Below are 16,088 nucleotides of genomic sequence, written 5' to 3'. Positions count from 1 at the left end.
ATCCTGTTTTAGATTTTCCAGTCCGCATGAATGCGGCTGAATTGAGAAAAATTTATCATGTTAATCAAATTGTTAACCAAAGTCTTTGGCAGCAGTAACGATCGTACCCTGCGTCGTATGCGCAAAATCGTCGATGTCATCAATAAGATGGAGCCGGATTTCGTCAAGCTCTCGGATGACGAACTGAAAGCCAAGACCGACCTGTTCCGTGAACGCCTGAAGAAAGGTGAAAGCCTTGAAAGCCTGATTCCTGAAGCCTTTGCCACGGTGCGTGAAGCCAGTAAACGTGTGTTTGGTATGCGCCACTTCGATGTACAGCTGATTGGCGGCATGGTGCTGAATGAGCGTTGCATCGCCGAGATGCGTACCGGTGAAGGTAAAACCCTGACGGCAACACTGCCGGCTTACCTGAACGCATTGAGCGGTAAAGGGGTGCACGTGGTCACGGTGAACGATTACCTGGCTCAGCGCGATGCCGAAAACAACCGTGCACTGTTCGAGTTCCTGGGTCTGTCTATCGGTATCAACCTGCCAAACATGCCCGCGGTGGCGAAACGCGCTGCCTATGCGGCGGATATCACCTACGGTACTAACAACGAATACGGCTTCGACTACCTGCGCGACAACATGGCATTCAGCCCGGAAGAGCGTGTACAGCGTAAACTGCACTACGCGTTGGTGGATGAGGTTGACTCCATCCTGATCGATGAAGCGCGTACGCCGTTAATCATCTCCGGTCCTGCTGAAGATAGCTCTGAGCTGTATACCAAAGTGAATAAAATCATTCCTCACCTGGTGCGCCAGGAGAAGGAAGACTCAGAAACCTTCCAGGGTGAAGGTGACTTCTGGGTCGATGAGAAAGCGCGTCAGGCACACATGAGCGAGCGTGGTCTGGTAAAAGTTGAAGAGCTGCTGGTGAGCCAGGGCATTATGGAAGAAGGTGAGTCACTTTACTCGCCAACCAACATCATGCTGATGCACCACGTGACGGCTGCACTGCGTGCGCATGCGCTGTTTACTCGCGATGTCGATTACATCGTAAAAGATGGCGAAGTGATCATCGTTGATGAGCACACTGGCCGTACCATGCAGGGTCGTCGCTGGTCTGATGGCTTGCATCAGGCTGTTGAAGCCAAAGAAGGCGTGGAAATCCAGAACGAGAACCAAACGCTGGCTTCCATCACCTTCCAGAACTACTTCCGTATTTACGAAAAACTGGCCGGTATGACCGGTACTGCTGATACCGAAGCGTTTGAATTCAGCTCGATCTATAAACTCGATACCATCGTGGTGCCAACTAACCGTCCGATGGTGCGTAAAGATATGGCTGACCTGGTCTATATGACCGAGAAAGAGAAGATCGACGCGATCATCGAAGACATTCGTACTTGCACTGCGAAAGGCCAGCCGGTGCTGGTCGGTACCATTTCGATTGAGAAATCAGAGGTGGTTTCTAACGAACTGACGCGCGCGGGTATCAAACACAGCGTGCTGAACGCCAAGTTCCACGCCAGCGAAGCGGATATCGTGGCACAGGCGGGTCAACCAGCTGCAGTCACCATCGCAACCAACATGGCAGGTCGTGGTACCGATATCGTGTTGGGTGGCAGCTGGCAGGCCGAAGTGGCAGCGCTGGATGAACCTTCAGAAGCGCAGATTCAGGCCATCAAAGAAGCCTGGAAACTGCGCCATGATGCAGTTCTGGCTTCGGGCGGTCTGCACATCATTGGTACTGAACGCCACGAATCGCGTCGTATCGATAACCAGTTGCGCGGCCGTGCGGGTCGTCAGGGTGATGCCGGTTCATCCCGCTTCTATCTGTCGATGGAAGATGCATTGATGCGTATCTTCGCCTCGGATCGTGTGTCTCACATGATGCGTAAACTGGGCATGAAACCAGGCGAAGCGATTGAGCATCCATGGGTCACCAAAGCCATTGCCAATGCACAGCGTAAAGTGGAAAGCCGTAACTTCGACATCCGTAAGCAGCTGCTGGAATACGATGATGTGGCCAACGATCAGCGCCGCGCCATCTACAGCCAGCGTAATGAACTGCTGGACGTGTCTGATGTGTCTGAAACCATCAACAGCATCCGTGAAGATGTGTTCAAAGCCACCATCGACACCTACATTCCGCCGCAGTCGCTGGAAGAAATGTGGGATGTTCCTGGTCTGGAAGAACGCCTGCGTAACGATTTTGATCTGGATCTGCCGATTGCAGAATGGCTGGATAAAGAGCCGGACCTGCACGAAGAAACGCTGCGTGAACGTATCATGAGCCGTGCGCATGAAAACTATGCGTCGAAAGAAGAAGTGGTTGGCGCTGAAATGATGCGTAACTTCGAAAAAGGCGTGATGCTGCAAACGCTGGATTCACTGTGGAAAGAGCATCTGGCGGCGATGGATTATCTGCGTCAGGGCATCCATCTGCGCGGTTATGCACAGAAAGATCCGAAGCAGGAATACAAGCGCGAGTCCTTCTCAATGTTCGCGGCGATGCTGGAGTCACTGAAGTATGAGGTGATCAGCACCCTGAGCAAAGTACAGGTGCGCATGCCGGAGGAGGTCGAAGCGATGGAACAGCAACGCCGTGAAGAGGCTGAGCGTCTGGCACAGCAACAACAGCTGAGCCATGTTGATGACGAAACCGCTGCGGCCGCCGCGCTGGCTGCGCAGGGTGGGGAGCGCAAAGTAGGACGCAACGATTTGTGCCCATGCGGTTCCGGTAAGAAATACAAACAGTGTCATGGCCGCCTGGCCTGATAAACGAGGAGCCTTCGGGCTCCTTTTTCTTTTGGCCGTCGCCACAGAGTTAACATTGCCTGGCGACTGCATTACTATCAGCGCTCATTAATTAAAAGCGGAATTCAGCTTATGAAACACCTGCAAGTCGCAGTGGGCATCATTCGCAATGCCAGCCGTCAGATCTTCCTTGCCCAGCGTGCGGCGAGCTCCTACATGGCGAATAAATGGGAGTTTCCTGGCGGAAAAATTGAACAGGATGAAACCGCTGAACAAGCGTTAAAACGCGAATTGATGGAAGAGACCGGCATTGAGGTGACAGCCGCGAAGGCGATTGGTTTGGCCGATCATAGCTATGACGATCTGCGCGTCACATTGCACTTCTTCCTGGTGGAAGGTTGGAACGGTGAGCCGTACGGCCGTGAAGGGCAGCCACAGCGTTGGGTGGAACAGCGTGATTTAGTCGCGGAAGAGTTTCCTCCTGCCAACCACGAACTTATCGCTCGCCTGGTCGCTGACGAAATTTAAGCAAAGGGGCGTAAGCCCCTTATCTCTTATTAATGCTGTTCTTCGCTCCAGTCATCGCTGTCGGTCAGATCGCTATCGCTGGGAATGCGCTTCTCTTCGGCGGCCCATTCGCCCAAATCAATCAGCTGGCAGCGCTTGCTGCAAAACGGGCGCCAAGGACTCAGCTCATCCCACATCACATCTTTACCGCAGTTGGGACAAGGTACGGTAATCAACTCTTCCTGCATAACAACCTCAACAACACGCTAATTCAAAATTCAATCGGGCTGGCACTTCACCACGCTCGCTGTCCAGTGGCAGGAATCGAATGGCATAACGGCTTTTATGGCCTGAAACCTGCGGGTACAGCGCATCTTCGAGGGTGAGCTGGAGGCGCAACAAATCCGAACCTTCGGCATTATCCTGATAAAAACCGTTCAGGCTGGTTTGATGGCGAAATACGCCTGACTGACGCACCAGATCAAGGATCATGGTCAGACTATTGCGCAGAGGAACCAGTGACGCCAGCCAGCCGTTAACCTGCAAATCACGCTGTGACTGCTGCTGGTGCAGCCAGATATGCAGGCTCGGCAAATCAAAACTGCAGCAGCCACCAGGAATGCTCAATCGCTGGCGTACCAATCCAATCAACCGATCTTCGCGCAATTGCTGGCCCATACGCGGTGCCGCATTCAGCTCGCTGGATTGCTGTTTCAATCGGTCACGCAGGCTACTGACGGTGTGCTCGTCCACACCTGGCACATCAAGCCAGGCGCGAAGTTTCTGCTGCTGGCGCTCCAGCTCTTTCAATAACTCGGTACGCATATCACCGCGCTCAAAGATATCTAACAGATCACCAATGATGCGAAATACCCCTAATGCAGAGACGGAATTCACCACGGGCACCGTTTCATGCAGTTGGTTAAGTAATGACTCCACGCGCAGCCAGGTGCGCATCTTCTCATTCAGCGGGTGTTCAAACAGAACGACTGTACTCATGATGTTAATCCTGTCCGGTTGCTGCCAGGCGTAAATAACGCTGGTGAAGTTCAGCAACGCGCGGCAACGCCTGCTCGGGCGTACCACTGTTATCGATGATGTCATCCGCAGAGGCCAGACGCTGCTCGCGGCTGGCCTGTGCGGCAAGAATATTTTTTGCCTGGCTAAGTGTGATGCCATCACGCTGCTGAGTACGCCGCAACTGCGTAGCTTCATCCACATCAACCACCAGAACCCGGTCAGCCTGATGCTGTAACCCGTTTTCAACCAATAGCGGCACCACCCATAACACATAGGGTGACGTTGCCAATAATTTTAGCTGCTGTGTACGGGCATTAATAAGAGGATGAAGCAGCTGATTTAGCCAGTTTTTTTCTTTCGGCTGCTGAAAAATAATCTCGCGCAGCCGTGCCCGATACAACGCTCCTTCGGCGGTCAATATAGACTCACCATGGCGTTTAACGATCGCCTGCAGGGCGGGTGAACCAGGTTCAACCACTTCTCGCGCAATCACATCAGCATCAATAATATCAACGCCTAGCGCGGTGAAAGCGTTGGCAATGGTGCTTTTACCACTGCCAATTCCTCCGGTGAGCGCAACGGTAAAAGGCATAGCGTTCTCTCAAAATTGTCTTCATTGGGCGACCATCAGCCGCAATAAGATGAGAGCATGATCACAATCAATTTTCTCAGCTAAATTTAAGGGATTGTAGCTTAAATAAAGTGAAATTCGCAGTCTTGTCGCGGAACGAATGGCGCGTATGATAACGACACTGGAGCCGTGAGCGCTACCCGAACTGCGGTTCGTCGTCACTAACCAGGACACTCAGCTATGCGTATTGAAGAAGATTTAAAACTGGGCTTTAAAGATGTTTTGATTCGCCCCAAACGCTCCACCCTGAAAAGCCGTTCTGAGGTTGAACTCGAACGCACCTACACTTTCAAGCATTCAGGTCTGAACTGGACCGGCGTTCCGGTGATTGCCGCCAATATGGACACCGTGGGCACATTCACCATGGCCGAAGCGCTGGCGGGCTTCAATGTTCTGACGGCAGTGCATAAACACTACAGCGTGGAAGACTGGCAGGCATTTATCCAGCGCGTACCGGCCGCAGTGCTCGGGCATGTGATGGTGTCATCCGGAACCTCCGAAGCCGATTTCAGTAAACTCACCGCGATTCTCGCCCTATCGCCACAGCTCAATTTCATCTGCATTGATGTTGCCAACGGTTACTCCGAGCACTTTGTTGAGTTCCTGCAGCGAGTGCGTGAAAGTTTCCCAGGCAAAACCATCTGTGCGGGTAATGTGGTCACCGGTGAGATGGTCGAGGAGTTGATTCTCTCTGGCGCGGATATCGTCAAAGTCGGCATTGGCCCCGGTTCTGTCTGCACCACGCGTGTAAAAACCGGCGTCGGTTACCCGCAACTGTCTGCGGTGATTGAGTGTGCCGATGCGGCGCACGGCCTTGGCGGCCAGATTGTCAGCGATGGCGGTTGTTCAGTGCCGGGGGATATCGCGAAAGCTTTCGGTGGTGGGGCAGATTTTGTCATGCTCGGCGGCATGCTGGCGGCGCACGATGAGTGCGAGGGGAACGTTGTCGAAGAGCAGGGCGAGCAGTTTATGTTGTTCTATGGTATGAGCTCAGAATCCGCGATGAAACGCCATGTCGGTGGGGTCGCCCAGTATCGTGCAGCAGAAGGGAAAACCGTTCGCCTGCCGCTGCGTGGCCCGGTGGAGGACACCGTGAAGGATATCCTCGGCGGACTGCGTTCGGCCTGCACCTACGTGGGTGCAGCACGCCTTAAAGAACTGACAAAGCGCACCACGTTTATTCGTGTGGCGGAACAGGAAAATCGGGTATTCACGCGCTGATGGCTGATGGCTGATGGCTGATGGCTGATGGCTGATGGCTGATGGCTGATGGTCGATTATCGGTGGTTGAAGGTTGAAGGTTGAAGGTTGAAGGTTGAAGGTTGAAGGTTGAAGGTTGAAGGTTGCAGACAGATGCGCACCGCGCGTATCTGTCAACGAATCGCATCCCCTAAGCCAAATACCGGCAGATACATAGCAATCACTAACGTCCCGACAATTCCACCGATCACGATCATCATCAAGGGTTCGAGCGAAGCCGCCAGTGCATCAGCCCGCATCAGCGTTTGTGCTTCATGCCACTCCGCTAATCGTGCCAGCATGACATCCAGCGCCCCCGCTTCCTCACCGACACGGATTAGTTGTGCACAGAGCGCGGTGAAAAGCAGATGATGCTGCATCGCCTGATGCAGTGGTAAGCCGCCAGCGATATGCCGCTGTAACGCGATAATCGCTTCACGCCACAGTGGCGATCCCAGCGTGACCTCAACGGCTTGCAGACTTTGTAATAACGTGAGTCCAGCCTGCTGCGTTAATTGCAGGATGGCGTAAATCTGGCTGAGCTGACCACCGCGCCAGAGTGTTGAAAGCAACGGCAGACGCAATAGCCAGCGATGAACACGTATTTGCCAGTGCACAGAACCACGGTAAACCCACCTTGCGCCGAACAATAAGCACATTATCGTTATCGCCAGGGGGAGCGCTGCCTGTTGTAAAAATGCTGACAGACTCATCACGGCGGCGGTAAAGGCGGGAAGGGGGGCATCAAAACTGGCATACACGGAGACAAATTCGGGCAGCACAAACAGCAACATGCCCGCACTCACCGCCAGCGCCACCAGCAAGATAAACAATGGATAGCGCAGAGCTTTAACCACTTTCTGTCTCAAGTGCTGTTGCTTGCTTTGCTGTAACGCCAGCTGGCGACAGCATTCATCAAGCTGACCGGTGAGTTCACCCACTTCCATTAATGCCGGAAACAGCGCGGGGAAGATCTGCGGCCAGGCGCGAAGTGCAGATGAAAATGCCTCTCCGGCCATTACCCGACGTTGCAATTCATTAAGCAGTTCGCGCCAGCCAGCATGCGGGTGCCCCTCAGCCAGCAACGTCAGACTCTCCGCCAGCGGCAATCCTGCCTTGAGCAAGGTCGCCAACTGGCGAACAAGGTCAATTTTGTGCTGCCACTTCCAGTCACGCGTGCGCCAGCATTGCCCACGCTGCCAGCTAACCGGCAGCATACCGCGATCTGAGAGTTGCTGCAGGAGCACTTCCTGACTGGCAACTAATGAGGTTCCTTGCCGTAACGCGCCCAGCGTGTCCAACGCCTGCCAGCGATAATGGTAGAGATTAGCCATCCTCCAATCCCACAACCCGCTGAACTTCTTCAAAGGAGGTGTCACCGCGACTCACCGCCTCCAACCCGGCGGCGAGCAGGGTTTTCATCCCGCCTTCATTGGCCAGTGAGATGATGTGCTCCAGCGGCATATCGGCTGAAATCGCGTTCTGTAACTTGCTACTCATCGGCAGCACCTCAAATAACGCCAGGCGTCCGTAATAGCCCGAGAAGCAGTGGTCACAGCCTGGGGCACGCCAGGTTTGTAAGGTGCCAGGCCAAATGCTGTGTGGCAGATGTGCCAGGGCTTGTGCTGGCTGGCGGCAGTGCTCGCAGAGCCGTCGTACCAGACGCTGCGCGATGACTAACTGTAATGCCGGGCCGAGCAGGTAACCTGGAATATCCATCTGTCGCAGACGCGTGAGCGTTTCCGCCGTCGAATTGGTGTGCAATGTTGATAGCACCAGATGTCCGGTCTGCGCCGCTTTAACGGCAATGCTGGCCGTTTCGGCATCGCGGATTTCGCCCACCATAATCACATCCGGATCCTGTCGCAGCAGAGCCCGCAGTACACGGTTAAAATCGAGCCCGCTACGCGGTTGGATTTGCGTCTGGTTAATGCCCTCTAATGGAATTTCAACGGGATCCTCTACACTGCAGACATTTTTATCCGGCACATTCAGAGCGCTTAATCCGCTGTAGAGAGTGAAGGTTTTACCGCTGCCGGTAGGCCCGGTGACCAGTATCAGTCCCTGAGGTTTAGCCAGCGCGTGCTTCAGTAACCGGAGTTGGGTAACCGGCATGCCGAGTTTATCCAATGCGATCGCGCTGTTTTCACTTTGCAGCAGTCTCACCACGGCTTTCTCACCGTGACTAATGGGTAAAGTAGAAAGGCGAAATGCGGCCTGTTGATCGTCAAGGTTCAGTGTGAATTGCCCATCTTGTGGCAAGCGACGCTCGGCGATATCCAGCCCGCCGAGGATTTTCAGTCTGGCAAGCACCGCAGCCGTAGGTGCATCTGGCAAATGTGACAGTTTGTGCAAGACGCCATCAATACGTAATCGGACGCGTAACCCCTGCTGCTGAGGTTCAAAATGCACGTCAGAAGCACGGCGTTGGATTGCCTGGCGCAAAATCTGTTCAACGGCATTAATCGCTGTTTCGGTAGCGGCCGGTTCGTGCAACGTCGCCGAGTCATCAGGGTTGTGCAGGAGTTGCTCCAGTCGTGCCGCTGGCCAGCACTCGACTTCCACTTTGCACTGACTGGCGAATTGCAGGGCTTCCAGCAGCAGCGGATCGGGCGTCTCGGCTACTGCGACGCGCAGTGATGTGGCGTCATGCTGAAGCATCACCGCCTGGTAACGTGCGCATAAGGTCTGGATCGGGGTATTGGGCTTTGCCATCAGTGAGTGTCCTTATCGGTGAAGCGGAACTGTTCAAGACAGCTGTCGCGCAGACTGGCATTGGTGCTGGTGCAACTGCGTTGCCAGTCCAGCGTGCCTTCCGTGGTGTTCCAGATAGGTGTCATTTCTACACTCAACCCGGTAAGACTCTCCTGACCCGTTAAGGTGATGGCGCCATTCACGACGCTGAGCGAGGCCACATAGCGCGAGCCTTTGGCAGCAGGAATCCCGCCCGTACCCGCCTGGCATTGAGTGGGGCCGCCACGTTCAATTGCGCAGAGTTCCACGGCGGTTTTATAAGGCACCATGGTTTGCAGCATGTCAGTCAGCGCGGCGCGTTGTAGATAATTTTGGTAGCTGGGCAGGCCAATAGCACTAAGAATGGCCACAATGCCAATCACTATCATCAATTCGATGAGGGTAAAACCTTGTTGTCTATCCATTATTCAGCTCCTTGTTGTGGAGCGGCTAAGGTAGAAAACGGCGTTTGAAAGCGATAGTGAGACGGTTTAACGCTGGAAGGCAGAATGTAATGAATCGCCGCGTTTGCAGAAGAAGTATCAGTAAACAGGAAGATAACTCACAAACCGCCGCGGACATGCGGCGGTAAGAGGAGAGAAATTAGTGTTCGCGAAAACGCATGGAGAGATCCATGGCGCGCACATGCTTGGTCAAAGCGCCCACCGAAACGAAGTCGACGCCCGTTTTAGCTATCTGCGGCAGTGTTGCTTCCGTGACGTTACCAGAGACTTCCAGCAGGGCACGTTTGTCGGTGAGAAGGACGGCTTCATGCATCATCTCGAAGCTAAAGTTATCTAGCATGATAATGTCGGCACCGGCATCAATCGCATCCTGCAGTTCCTGCATGCTCTCTACCTCTACTTCAACCGGCACATCGGGAGCCAGCCACAGCGCTTTCTCAACGGCTTTGCGTACCGAACCGCTGGCAATAATATGGTTTTCTTTGATCAGGAAGGCATCGGAAAGACCCAGCCGATGGTTACTGCCGCCGCCACACAATACGGCATATTTCAGCGCTGTGCGTAGGCCAGGCAAGGTTTTGCGCGTATCCAGCAATTGCGTTTCGCTGCCGTAGAGCAAGTCGACATAACGACTCACTTCCGTGGCCACGCCGGAAAGGGTTTGGACGAAATTTAATGCAGTTCGTTCAGCGGTTAACAGCAGCCGGGCCGGACCTTTTAACTCGAATAGCAACTGGTCAGCTGCGACATTTTGACCCTCTTCAACATGCCAGACAATCGTGACTTTATTGCCAAGCTGGATAAACACTTCCTGCACCCAGCGTTTACCACAAAAAACACCGGCTTCACGCGTGATGATCTGTGCTTCGGCCTGTTTATCTTCCGGTAAGAGCAGGGCGGTGATGTCACGGTCAGCATCCACCTCACCACCTAAATCCTCCCGAAGTGCGCGCGCAACGGCTTCGGGGATGTCCTGCTCAATACGCTTAATCAGTTCCTGACGACGATGATCGGGATCGTAACGACGCGATGCCATGCTTATGCCACTCCATTAATCGGATTTAACTGCGCTCACCTTAGCCTGATTTATAACCTATTGCCAGTCGTGATAGCTGAAATGTTTAGTATCCTTAACACTGTTCGCCATTCGCATTAAGTCACAAGCCGAAAAGGGGAAACATGTTATTCTCAGCCTGATTTTGCCTGGGATTTAGAACATGAAACTGGAAGATGGCTGGATTACCAGCGCGCGCAAAGTGCCCTCGCCGCACTTTAACCAACGACCGGAAAATGAAATTCCCTCGTTGCTGATTATTCATAATATCAGTTTGCCGCCGGGTGAATTTGGTGGCCCATGGATTGATCAACTGTTTACCGGGACCTTGCCGCCGGATGCTCACCCCTATTTTGCCGATATCGCGCAGCTGCGCGTGGCGGCGCACTGCCTGATTCGTCGTGATGGTGAGTTGGTGCAGTATGTTTCGTTTGATCAGCGTGCATGGCATGCCGGTGTGTCGCAATTTGCCGGGCGAGAAAACTGTAATGATTTCTCGATGGGCATTGAGCTGGAAGGCACAGATACGTTGCCGTATACCGACGCGCAGTATAAGACCTTAAAAAAGGTCACGGCCTTATTGCTTAAGCACTATCCGCTGACGCTGGAACGCATTACCGGACACAGCGATATCGCGCCACAGCGCAAAACCGATCCAGGCCCCGCATTTGACTGGATACGCTATAAAGAGTCTATCAGGCAGGAGAATCCCTGAAACAGCAGGAGCAGGTATGACGTTGTTTAGCTTGTTATTAGTGTTAGGTTGGGAACGCCTGTTTAAATTGGGTGAGCATTGGCAACTGGATCATCGTCTGGAGCCGCTGTTTCGCGGACGCCAGCGATTTTCACTGCTGCGCACGTTGGTGATGACCCTCATCGCGATGCTGATCGTCTGGCTGTTGGTGTGGAGTCTGAAAGGCATTCTGTTTGGCGTGGCACAACTGGCATTCTGGATTGTGGTGGGCTTGCTGTGTATCGGCGCAGGTTCTGTGCGTCTGCACTATCATCGCTACCTGAAAGCCGCCAGCCACGATGATGAAGCGGCGCATCAGGCCATGGCAGCGGAACTGACACTGATTCATGGTGTACCCGTTGAGTGCAGTGAGCGTGAGTTTTTACGTGAGCTACAAAATGCGCTGATTTGGATTAACTTCCGCTTTTACCTCGCGCCACTGTTCTGGTTTGTGGTCGGTGGCCCTTACGGACCGGTGCTGCTGGTGGGTTATGCCTTCTTGCGTGCCTGGCAAAGTTGGCTGGCAAAACACCATTCTCCACTGGAGCGCGCGCAGTCAGGTGTAGACAGCATACTGCACGTGCTGGACTGGATCCCGGTGCGACTGGCAGGTGTGGCTTATGCGCTGTTAGGCCACGGTGAGCGGGCATTGCCTGCGTGGTTTGCCTCGCTAAGCGATCGGCATCGTTCGCAATATCAGGTGCTGACCAGTCTGGCGCAATTCTCGCTGGCGCGCGATCCGCATATGGATAAAGTGGAAACGCCACGGGTGGCCGTGGCGCTGGCGAAGCGGATATCGTTAGTGCTGGTGGTTGTGGTCGCGTTGCTGACCATTTACGGCACGCTGGTGTGATCGGCAGGCGGTACACCGAAATCTGGTGTGCCGTCTTCGCGCCATTCAATGTACTTCAGTCGTGTATGGCGGTTCGGATCCCATAACGGGTCGCCTTCAATTTCCGTGTAATTCCGCGCGTGATACACCAGCACGTCCCTGCCGTTTTCGTCCCGCGTAAAGCTGTTATGCCCCGGCCCATACTGCTGATTTTCCCAGCTGGTGGTGAAGACTGGACGCGCAGATTTCTGCCAGGCAGTGCTGTCGAGCGGATCGGCCATTATGTCGATGCTGAGCATTCCCAGGCAGTAATTCTCATCAGTTGCGCTGGCGGAATAGGTGACAAACAGCCGATCGCCGTGATGAATAACTGCTGGGCCCTCATTGACGCTAAAGCCTGCGCACTCCCACTCATACTCCGGCCGGCTGAGCATCACCGGTGCGCTTTTCAGCGTCCAGGGATTAAGCAATTCCGCGAGATAGAGATTGGAATTACCCGGAATAGCGGGATCCTTCTGTGCCCACAGATACCAGTTTTTGCCCTGATGCACGAAATGCGTCGCATCAAGCGAGAAAGAGTCGATTGGGGTAAACACTCGGCGAACAGGTTGCCAGTGGCCGGAAAGCGGATCGCTGTCATCACACACCAGCGCATACATGCGATGCTGAAACAGGCCATCTTTGATGTCGCGCGTTGGGGCAGCAGCAAAGTAAATCACCCATTGTCCATTGATGTGATGCAGTTCAGGTGCCCAAATCAACGCACTGAATGGTCCGGTTTCGGGTTTACGCCACACCGTCACCGCTTCCGCCTCAATCAGGCCGTTCAGCGTGTCGGCGTGACGAATTTCGAGTCGGTTATACTCTGGCACCGATGCCACGAAGTAGTAGCCTTCGCCATGACGCAGGATAAATGGATCGGCGCGTTGGGTAATAAAGGGATTTGGCCAGCTCATTTGATCTCTCCAGGTTGCGGGGTGACAGTCAGGGAGGCAGGGGATAATTCACGTGCATTGGCACGGCGTAGCGCAAGATCATCCTGAATGATGCGCATGAGTTTGCGATCCACCTTCAGCAAGCGCACTACACCGGCGGTGATCAGATAGCCAACACCGGGAATCACAGTAAACAGCAGCATGATGCCGTTGATGGCGTTGGGAGCCTGCTGCTTTGCACCCGCGTCATAGCCATAAATAGACAGCAGGAAACCAACCATCGCACCGGCCACCGCCAGACCCACTTTGAGGAAGAACAGGTTACCGGAGAAGCTCATGCCGGTGATGCGTTTCCCCGTTTTCCATTCACCATAATCATCGACATCCGCCATCAGCGACCAATGCAGCGGTGACGGGATTTGATGCAGGATATTCAGCAGGAAGTAGGCGACGACAACCGCCACAGTCGCATGAGGATCAATCCAATAGAAACCGCATGAGAAGAGTGCCAGCGCGATATTGGTCCAGAAAAACACCTTCAGCTTGCACCAGCGGTCGGTGAGGATTTTTGCCAGCGTACTGCCGAACATCATGCCAATCACACCCAGGCTAATAAACAGCGTGGCAAAATGCGTGGATTGCCCCATTACCCAGGTAACGTAATACATGGTGGCGGCCATGCGGATAAAGCCAGGACAAACATTGCAGAAGGTGAGCAGGAGAATGCGCACCCATTGATCGTTCTTCCAGACGTCACGCAGATCTTTCTTCAAATCATCATTACTGGGCGCGGCTGGACGGATACGTTCGCGAACCGTGGCAAAACAGAACAGGAACATCGCCAGGCCAATCAGTGCCAGCACGCTCATCGCCATTTGGTATCCGCGTGCTTTGTTGTCACCGCCAAACCACTCGGCCATCGGCAGCAGAGAGAGCGACAGGATCAGTGTCGCCACGCCCACCATCACAAAGCGGTAAGATTGGCAGGAGACGCGTTCACCGGGATCGTTGGTGATCACACCGCCCAACGAGCAGTAAGGAATATTGATGGCGGTGTAGGTGAGCGACATCAGGAAGTAGGTGACAAAGGCCCAGATAACTTTGTTGTCATAGCTCCAGTCTGGCGTGGTGAACATCAGCACGCTGAACAGCACATAGGGGACGGAAACCCACAGTAGCCACGGGCGAAAACGCCCCCAGCGGCTTTGGGTACGATCGGCGATGGCGCCCATAATGGGATCGGTGACGGCATCCAGCACGCGAACAGAAAATAGCAGTGTACCGACCAGCGCGGGTGCGAGGCCAAACACATCGGTGTAGAAATAGTTAAGGAAAAGCATGATCGCACCGCCGATCATATTACATCCGGCATCGCCCATGCCATATCCCAGTTTCTCTCTGAATGAGAGCGCTGCGCCTTTCATTGTTCGTCTCCCGCGAAAAGGTGAGACGAAATTATCAGCGTTAAATCAGTAACCTGCTGGGGAACAATTGGTCACGTAGATGGACAAAACAGGTGGGCGCAGAAAAGTGTGAGGCAGATCAGGAATGTTGCCCGGCGCTGACGCGCCGGGCAAGAGCATACATTAGGCTTTTTGCACTTTATTTTTGATGGTGTAACCCACTGCCAGGATAATGATCCAGACAGGAATCAGCCACACAGAAATCGCCATACCCGGCGTCATCGCCATGATGACCAGTACGGCCGCCATGAACGCGAGGCAGAGCCAGTTACCAAACGGATAGAGCACGGCTTTAAAGCGCGTGGTCACACCCTGCTGGTCTTTCTTCTTACGGAATTTCATGTGCGCGAGGCTGATCATCGCCCAGTTGATCACCAGCGCAGAGACCACCAGTGACATCAGCAGGCCAAAGGCTTCGCCCGGCATCAGGTAGTTGATCAGGACGCACAGCGCTGTGGCTACTGCAGAGACCAAAATGGTTGCCACTGGCACGCCGCGTTTATCAACATTGAGCAGCGCTTTAGGTGCATTACCCTGCTGCGCTAAGCCGAACAGCATACGGCTGTTGCAATACACGCAGCTGTTGTAGACCGACAGCGCCGCCGTCAGGATCACCACATTCAACGCGTTGGCGACGAAGGCATCACCCAATTCGTGGAAGATCAACACAAACGGGCTGGTCTCTTCGGTGACGCGCGTCCATGGCAGCAATGACAGTAACACTGCCAGTGAACCAATATAGAAAATCAGGATACGCCACAGTACCTGGTTAGTGGCTTTCGGGATGCTCTCTTGCGGATTGTCAGCCTCAGCCGCCGTGATACCCACCAGCTCAAGACCACCAAACGAGAACATAATGATCGCCATCATCATGACCAGGCCGGTCATACCGTGTGGCAGGAATCCACCCTGGCTCCACAGGTTAGTGACGCTGGCCTGCGGACCGGCGTTGCCGCTGAACAGCAGCCAGCCGCCGAACAGGATCATGCCGATAACCGCGACGACTTTGATGATCGCGAACCAGAATTCCATTTCCCCAAACACTTTTACGTTGGTCAGGTTAATGGCGTTGATGACGACGAAGAAGATCGCCGCACTGGCCCAGGTCGGGAATTCGGGATACCAGAATTGGATGTATTTACCGACGGCACTCAGTTCAGCCATGGCAACCAGGACATACAGCACCCAGTAGTTCCAGCCAGAGGCGAAACCGGCAAAGTTGCCCCAGTACTTATAGGCGAAGTGGCTGAAGCTGCCGGCAACCGGCTCTTCCACGACCATTTCACCTAACTGGCGCATAATCAGAAAGGCAATAAATCCTGCAATCGCATAACCGAGAATCACGGCCGGACCGGCCGATTTAATCACTGATGCGCTGCCCAGAAACAGGCCAGTACCCACGGCACCGCCCAGCGCAATCAGCTGAATATGGCGATTTTTCAGGCCGCGGTGCAGCGATTCGCCATGCTGTTGTTCCATACAAACCTCGTGATGTTGTTATTGTGCACCTGCAGTGCGCGCACTGTAAGGCTGTTTTACGCAATGTATTCTTTTCTTTACGGTATTTGGCGTGCTGTGTGCATGCTGAAACTACCATGGCGACCAGAATAGTGATAAGCGCGCCGCTTTGCACCTGCTTTTGCTTTTTGTGCTGAGAGATGGCTGAAAAAGCAGCACTATCCACTGGGTGTCGCTCGCGCTATTTCTGACATGAAAAATCAATAAACACGAATAG

At 53.9% G+C, this 16,088-nt stretch carries 15 protein-coding genes; 5 read left to right on the top strand and 10 right to left on the bottom strand.

Annotated elements, in window-relative coordinates:
• The first annotated feature begins 57 nt into the window (after positions 1-57).
• The gene (secA, locus tag WFP70_RS07140; protein ID WP_337023077.1) at positions 58-2,763 is read left to right on the top strand and encodes a preprotein translocase subunit SecA; all 2,706 of its coding nucleotides are present in this window, start codon (positions 58-60) and stop codon (positions 2,761-2,763) included.
• Between the two features lie 111 nt (positions 2,764-2,874).
• Positions 2,875-3,270, top strand: a complete 396-nt coding sequence (mutT, locus tag WFP70_RS07135; protein ID WP_034829661.1) for an 8-oxo-dGTP diphosphatase MutT — start codon at positions 2,875-2,877, stop codon at positions 3,268-3,270.
• Positions 3,271-3,299: 29 nt separating this feature from the next.
• Here the strand turns inward: mutT and yacG are convergent, their stop codons facing one another.
• Genes yacG through coaE form a run of 3 tightly spaced genes read right to left on the bottom strand, consistent with a single transcriptional unit; the run spans position 3,300 to position 4,861 of the window.
• Positions 3,300-3,497 carry a DNA gyrase inhibitor YacG gene (yacG, locus tag WFP70_RS07130; protein WP_097118344.1) on the bottom strand — a complete coding sequence of 66 codons (198 nt, stop codon included), beginning with the start codon at positions 3,495-3,497 and terminating at the stop codon, positions 3,300-3,302.
• Between the two features lie 7 nt (positions 3,498-3,504).
• Positions 3,505-4,248, bottom strand: a complete 744-nt coding sequence (zapD, locus tag WFP70_RS07125) for a cell division protein ZapD (RefSeq protein ID WP_097118345.1) — start codon at positions 4,246-4,248, stop codon at positions 3,505-3,507.
• A 4-nt stretch (positions 4,249-4,252) separates the two neighbouring features.
• Positions 4,253-4,861, bottom strand: coding sequence for a dephospho-CoA kinase (gene coaE / locus WFP70_RS07120; protein ID WP_337023076.1), 609 nt, complete (start codon positions 4,859-4,861; stop codon positions 4,253-4,255).
• Between the two features lie 219 nt (positions 4,862-5,080).
• Between coaE and WFP70_RS07115 the strand changes: the two genes are divergently transcribed.
• Positions 5,081-6,121: a GMP reductase gene (locus WFP70_RS07115; RefSeq protein ID WP_337023075.1), complete on the top strand. Its 1,041-nt coding sequence runs from the start codon at positions 5,081-5,083 to the stop codon at positions 6,119-6,121.
• A 152-nt stretch (positions 6,122-6,273) separates the two neighbouring features.
• Here WFP70_RS07115 and hofC read toward each other — a convergent pair whose 3' ends face one another.
• The 4 genes from hofC to nadC form a co-directional block, all read right to left on the bottom strand.
• Entirely contained in the window at positions 6,274-7,473 is a 1,200-nt protein-coding gene (gene hofC, locus WFP70_RS07110; protein WP_166934057.1) for a protein transport protein HofC, read from the bottom strand.
• Positions 7,466-8,854 (bottom strand): type II secretion system protein GspE, encoded by a 1,389-nt coding sequence (gene gspE / locus WFP70_RS07105; protein ID WP_337023074.1) that lies wholly within the window; start codon positions 8,852-8,854, stop codon positions 7,466-7,468. Before gspE ends, hofC begins: the two co-directional genes overlap by 8 nt.
• A complete protein-coding gene (gene ppdD / locus WFP70_RS07100) occupies positions 8,854-9,297 on the bottom strand; it encodes a prepilin peptidase-dependent pilin (protein ID WP_337023073.1) in 444 nt (147 codons plus the stop codon). Before ppdD ends, gspE begins: the two co-directional genes overlap by 1 nt.
• Positions 9,298-9,475: 178 nt before the next feature.
• The gene (gene nadC, locus WFP70_RS07095; protein WP_337023072.1) at positions 9,476-10,372 is read right to left on the bottom strand and encodes a carboxylating nicotinate-nucleotide diphosphorylase; all 897 of its coding nucleotides are present in this window, start codon (positions 10,370-10,372) and stop codon (positions 9,476-9,478) included.
• A 181-nt stretch (positions 10,373-10,553) separates the two neighbouring features.
• Between nadC and ampD the strand changes: the two genes are divergently transcribed.
• Together ampD and ampE are read left to right on the top strand one after the other, a co-directional pair.
• Positions 10,554-11,105 (top strand): 1,6-anhydro-N-acetylmuramyl-L-alanine amidase AmpD, encoded by a 552-nt coding sequence (gene ampD, locus WFP70_RS07090; protein ID WP_045816802.1) that lies wholly within the window; start codon positions 10,554-10,556, stop codon positions 11,103-11,105.
• 16 nt (positions 11,106-11,121) lie between these two features.
• A complete protein-coding gene (gene ampE, locus WFP70_RS07085) occupies positions 11,122-11,976 on the top strand; it encodes a beta-lactamase regulator AmpE (RefSeq protein ID WP_034829634.1) in 855 nt (284 codons plus the stop codon).
• On the opposite strand, the gene WFP70_RS07080 is transcribed toward ampE, so the two are convergent.
• The 3 genes from WFP70_RS07080 to aroP all read right to left on the bottom strand — a co-directional run bounded on the left by WFP70_RS07080 (position 11,958) and on the right by aroP (position 15,832).
• Complete coding sequence (locus WFP70_RS07080; RefSeq protein WP_337023071.1) at positions 11,958-12,911, bottom strand: glycoside hydrolase family 43 protein; 954 nt, start codon at positions 12,909-12,911, stop codon at positions 11,958-11,960. The two genes, ampE and WFP70_RS07080, sit on opposite strands and share 19 nt — an antisense overlap.
• Positions 12,908-14,314: an MFS transporter gene (locus tag WFP70_RS07075; RefSeq protein ID WP_337023070.1), complete on the bottom strand. Its 1,407-nt coding sequence runs from the start codon at positions 14,312-14,314 to the stop codon at positions 12,908-12,910. Before WFP70_RS07075 ends, WFP70_RS07080 begins: the two co-directional genes overlap by 4 nt.
• Positions 14,315-14,476: 162 nt before the next feature.
• The gene (aroP, locus tag WFP70_RS07070) at positions 14,477-15,832 is read right to left on the bottom strand and encodes an aromatic amino acid transporter AroP (protein WP_034829625.1); all 1,356 of its coding nucleotides are present in this window, start codon (positions 15,830-15,832) and stop codon (positions 14,477-14,479) included.
• Positions 15,833-16,088 lie beyond the last annotated feature (256 nt).

The sequence above is a fragment of the Pantoea sp. USMM079 genome (assembly GCF_037153115.1).
GTDB lineage: Bacteria > Pseudomonadota > Gammaproteobacteria > Enterobacterales > Enterobacteriaceae > Pantoea > Pantoea communis.
This window is presented reverse-complemented; position numbering and strand designations above follow the sequence as displayed.

Excerpts from the sequence above, each read along its gene's own strand:
- secA (WP_337023077.1), top strand. The coding sequence starts at position 58 with ATGTTAATCAAATTGTTAACCAAAGTCTTTGGCAGCAGTAACGATCGT.
- mutT (WP_034829661.1), top strand. The coding sequence starts at position 2,875 with ATGAAACACCTGCAAGTCGCAGTGGGCATCATTCGCAATGCCAGCCGT.
- yacG (WP_097118344.1), bottom strand. The coding sequence starts at position 3,497 with ATGCAGGAAGAGTTGATTACCGTACCTTGTCCCAACTGCGGTAAAGAT.
- zapD (WP_097118345.1), bottom strand. The coding sequence starts at position 4,248 with ATGAGTACAGTCGTTCTGTTTGAACACCCGCTGAATGAGAAGATGCGC.
- coaE (WP_337023076.1), bottom strand. The coding sequence starts at position 4,861 with ATGCCTTTTACCGTTGCGCTCACCGGAGGAATTGGCAGTGGTAAAAGC.
- WFP70_RS07115 (WP_337023075.1), top strand. The coding sequence starts at position 5,081 with ATGCGTATTGAAGAAGATTTAAAACTGGGCTTTAAAGATGTTTTGATT.
- hofC (WP_166934057.1), bottom strand. The coding sequence starts at position 7,473 with ATGGCTAATCTCTACCATTATCGCTGGCAGGCGTTGGACACGCTGGGC.
- gspE (WP_337023074.1), bottom strand. The coding sequence starts at position 8,854 with ATGGCAAAGCCCAATACCCCGATCCAGACCTTATGCGCACGTTACCAG.
- ppdD (WP_337023073.1), bottom strand. The coding sequence starts at position 9,297 with ATGGATAGACAACAAGGTTTTACCCTCATCGAATTGATGATAGTGATT.
- nadC (WP_337023072.1), bottom strand. The coding sequence starts at position 10,372 with ATGGCATCGCGTCGTTACGATCCCGATCATCGTCGTCAGGAACTGATT.
- ampD (WP_045816802.1), top strand. The coding sequence starts at position 10,554 with ATGAAACTGGAAGATGGCTGGATTACCAGCGCGCGCAAAGTGCCCTCG.
- ampE (WP_034829634.1), top strand. The coding sequence starts at position 11,122 with ATGACGTTGTTTAGCTTGTTATTAGTGTTAGGTTGGGAACGCCTGTTT.
- WFP70_RS07080 (WP_337023071.1), bottom strand. The coding sequence starts at position 12,911 with ATGAGCTGGCCAAATCCCTTTATTACCCAACGCGCCGATCCATTTATC.
- WFP70_RS07075 (WP_337023070.1), bottom strand. The coding sequence starts at position 14,314 with ATGAAAGGCGCAGCGCTCTCATTCAGAGAGAAACTGGGATATGGCATG.
- aroP (WP_034829625.1), bottom strand. The coding sequence starts at position 15,832 with ATGGAACAACAGCATGGCGAATCGCTGCACCGCGGCCTGAAAAATCGC.